This window comes from Microbacterium sp. 13-71-7 (assembly GCF_002257455.1).
In the GTDB taxonomy this organism is placed as follows: Bacteria; Actinomycetota; Actinomycetes; order Actinomycetales; family Microbacteriaceae; genus Microbacterium.
The window spans coordinates 1-3,538 of the sequence record NZ_NCKN01000318.1; the positions used below are offsets into that span (position 1 = coordinate 1).

The 3,538-nt window shown below is 72.5% G+C and carries 3 protein-coding genes; all 3 read right to left on the reverse strand.

Annotated elements, in window-relative coordinates; genetic code table 11:
* Positions 1-610, reverse strand: a 610-nt coding sequence (locus B7X32_RS19470) for a S8 family serine peptidase (RefSeq protein ID WP_292723528.1), incomplete at its 3' end; no start/stop codon positions are given.
* A complete protein-coding gene (gene eccB, locus B7X32_RS19475; protein WP_292723530.1) occupies positions 607-1,923 on the reverse strand; it encodes a type VII secretion protein EccB in 1,317 nt (438 codons plus the stop codon). The genes eccB and B7X32_RS19470, both read right to left, overlap by 4 nt.
* A 3-nt stretch (positions 1,924-1,926) precedes the next feature.
* On the reverse strand, positions 1,927-3,258 hold the full coding sequence (eccD, locus tag B7X32_RS19480) for a type VII secretion integral membrane protein EccD (protein WP_292723533.1): 1,332 nt from the start codon (positions 3,256-3,258) through the stop codon (positions 1,927-1,929).
* Positions 3,259-3,538 lie beyond the last annotated feature (280 nt).

The window sequence follows — 3,538 nt, forward strand, 5'->3', positions numbered from 1 at the left end:
CGACCACAAGGCTGTGCTGTGCGGCCGCATACTCCACGGCGGCGCGCAGCGCCGGGTCGTCCTGCCGCATGCTCATCGAGACGTTGATCACGCGCGCGCCGTGGTCGACGCCCCAGTGGATGCCCTGTGCGATCCGGGCGGCTGTGGGCCCGAATCCCTTCTTGGCGTCGTCCTCGGTGTCGCTGCGGAAGACCCGCACCGACAGCAGCGCGGCGTCGGGCGCCAGCCCGACCACCCCGGATCCGGCGACCGGCCGTGCGGCGATCTCCCCGGCGATCACGGTCCCGTGACCGAGCGGATCGCTCAGCCCGTCCGGGCGCTCGCCGTCGCCGACGAGGTTGACGCCGCCGACGACCGCGCCCGCCAGATGCGGGTTGCCGGCATCGATGCCCGAGTCCACGACCGCGACGGTCACCCCGCGGCCGGTGGCGCGCTGGTTCGCCGCCGCGGCGTCCAGCGAGGTCAATGCCGCCGGCTTGTTCGGCGTGAACACGATCTGGCCGGGCTCGCAGGACTGCCCCGCCGCAGACGCGGGCGCGGCAGTCGGCGCGATCACGGAGCCCGCGGCGATCAGCACCGCGACGCCGAGGATCCCGGCTCCGCGTCTCATCCGCCGCTCGCCGCGGTGGGCGTGCGTCCGGCCGCTTCGCTGGAGAGCGCGGGCCCGGCCGGGAAGAACTGGATCCAGGCATCGGCGGCGCGGCCGACGTCCTTGCTCGCATAGCCGAGGCGCTGCACGGCGTCGGTACCGCCGGAGATCGCGTACGCGGTGCCGGATCCGTCGATCAGCATGTGCATCGCGGTGGAACCGGACCCCACCTGCACGAGCGCTCCGGTGCCGACGCGCACGGCCGGGGTCTTGCGGTCATCCGGCAGCGATGAGGTCGTGGAGGCGAGGACGGTGCGGCCGTCCTTGCCGAGCAGGGCGCAGGAGGACGCGCCGTTCGCGAGCGGGGCGAGGGAGGCGGTCGGCCAGTCGGATCCGCCGGCCGCCGGGCCGGTCGGAAGTGCGGCGAGCTGCGCGGGCGGGACGTCCCGCACGGCGCCCGCGTTCGCGCCGGAGCCGAGCAGATACAGCTGATACGCCAGAGGTGACAGCGGGGCGGCCTTGCCGTCTGCGGTGATCAGGTAGCGATCATCGTCTGCGGCGCCCTGCACATGCACGACATCGCCGCTGGACAGGTCGCTGCCGGGGATGGCCACCCCGAGCGCGCCGAGGTCGAGAGGAGCGAAGCTGCTGCCCGGGGCGAACAGGTTCAGCCAGCGGCCGTCCACGGTCTGCGGGCGTGCGGTTCCGAGGCCGACCGCGCGCAGCACGGCGTCGGCGGACGCTGCCGGGACGGCGTGCCGCAGCCCGCCGGCGATCACGAACAGGTCGTCCCCGCGGCGCACCACGGCGCCTGCACCGGCAGCGGCGGCCTGCACGGATGAGCCGCCGATCGACACGGCGACGCCGTCGGATCCGTCCACGCACGCGGTCCAGCCGGTGTTGCGCAGAGAGGATGCGGCCGGCAGATCGTCCGGGGCTCCGACGATGCCCACCGTCGCGCCGACGGGGATCTTCTTGAGGGTGTCGCGGTCGGTCCGGATCACGGAGAACTCGTTCGAGGGGATCAGCAGACGTGCGCTCGCGGTGTTGATCACCGGGTGCAGCTCGCCCTTCGAGGTGACGTAGCGGGCGCCGGTGTCGGTCGCGACGATCAGGCGATTGTTCTCCCAGCCCTGCGGCAGGCCCGGGCGGAGCAGGCCGTAGAACAGTCCGCCCAGCAGCACCATGATCGTCAGCGCGATCCCCGCGGTCACTGCGCGCAGCGGCTTGGCCGGTTCGAGTTCCTTCCCGCCGGGCGCGCCTGAGGTGAATGCCGAGAGCAGTCGGCGCCGGCTGAACCCCTGCGCCTCGATGAGGTCTTTCTTGGTCGCCATCGTCTACAGCAGCCCCGCCGTGATCACGCCGAGCGGCAGGACGAGGGCCATCGCGATGACCTCGACGGTGTCGGCGACGCGAGCGAGCCTCAGCCGCGCCCTTGGCCGCATCAGGGTGAGCCCGATGAGGACGATCGTCGCAGCGAGCAGCACCACCAGCAGGCTCTGGCGCAGATCGGGCTGGGCGAGCGCGACCGTGAGGCCGGTCGCCGCCAGCCCCAGCGCGCCGATGATCATGAGCACCAGCACGCCGCGCCGGGCGTGCACCTGGCGCGACTGGAACATCATGCCGATGAAGGCGAGCAGGCAGAGGATCGCGCCGGGCAGCCCCTGAGCGGCGACGAGCGGAGTGGCGACGAGGGCCGCGATGCCGAGCGCGGCGCGCAGGGCGATCAATGCTCGGGTGCCGGACGCCGCCCGGCGCTTGACCTCGTCGCCGTCGATCGGGGTCGGGTCGCTGAAGATGTCGGCATCGCTCTGCGGCGAGATCACCCTGATGCGCGTGGAGGTGAGCACCAGCCACGGCAGGCCGTTCGCGAGAGTCGCCGTGATCGCGAGCATCAGCGCGTAGGGCGCGACGGGTGCGTCGAACAGCGCGGTGAGGGCGGCGGGGATCCCGATGGCGGCCCCGAGCGCGATCGGGACGAGGTGGATCTCGGGCTTGTCGTTCGCGATGGCGAGGTTGATGCCGCCCACGATGAGCATTCCGAGGCCGCCGGCCGCGAACGGCCAGCCCCAGAGCGAGTCTCCCGGCACGGCGAGGAAGCCGCAGAGCCCGCCGAAGAAGGCCGCGGCGAGGCCCAGCGCGTGGCCGGCCTCGGTCTGCTCGAGCCGCAGCAGCACGGCCGCCGCGGCCGTGAGCACCACGGCGCCGCCGCCGGCGATGACGGCGGACAGCACTCCGCCTCCGCTCGACACGAGCAGCAGTGCGCACAGGGCGAGGAAGGTGAGGCTGATGAACAGGGCGGTGCGGGCGCTGTCCTTGGGCGTCCACACGCCGTGCTGCTCGCTGGTCGCATCGATCACGGCTTCGACGACGTCGTCGTACACGCGCGGGGACGGGACCAGCCCGCCGCGCACGAGCGTGAGGAGCTCGCCGTCGTGCACGCCCTGCGCGAGCGCGCCCCGGGACGGATCGAGGGCGGTGCCGTCGGCGCGGTGCAGCGCGTAGCCGCCGTGGGCGAGAGCCGGATCCAGCACACCCAGACTCCGGGCGAAGCCGGGGATGATCTCGACGAGCGGCACCTGTGCGGGCACACCCGCGTCGAGCCGTCGGTCGTCGCTGACGATCGACAGCCGGAGCACGGCGCCTGTCGTGGCGCTGCCTTGATCCATCGGACGCAATCCCCCCTCTGCTCCCGCCCCGCGATCACGGGCGGGCACGAGCGACATTCACTCTACCTATGCCGGGCTCCGCGCCGGGTGGCGCGGTGCATGGGTAGTTCTCCCCATGTCGCGGCGGAGACGGCCGACCTAGTCTGCTGGACAGGAGGGCGGCGGTCGCTCCTCCGGTGGATTTGAGGAGGGTGGGTTATGGCTGAGGTCATTTCTGCTGAGGAGGGTGCGCTTCGTAAGGGGGCGCAGGCGGTGAACACTGCGAAGGCTGGTATTGATC

Excerpts from the sequence above, each read along its gene's own strand:
- eccB (WP_292723530.1), bottom strand. The coding sequence starts at position 1,923 with ATGGCGACCAAGAAAGACCTCATCGAGGCGCAGGGGTTCAGCCGGCGC.
- eccD (WP_292723533.1), bottom strand. The coding sequence starts at position 3,258 with ATGGATCAAGGCAGCGCCACGACAGGCGCCGTGCTCCGGCTGTCGATC.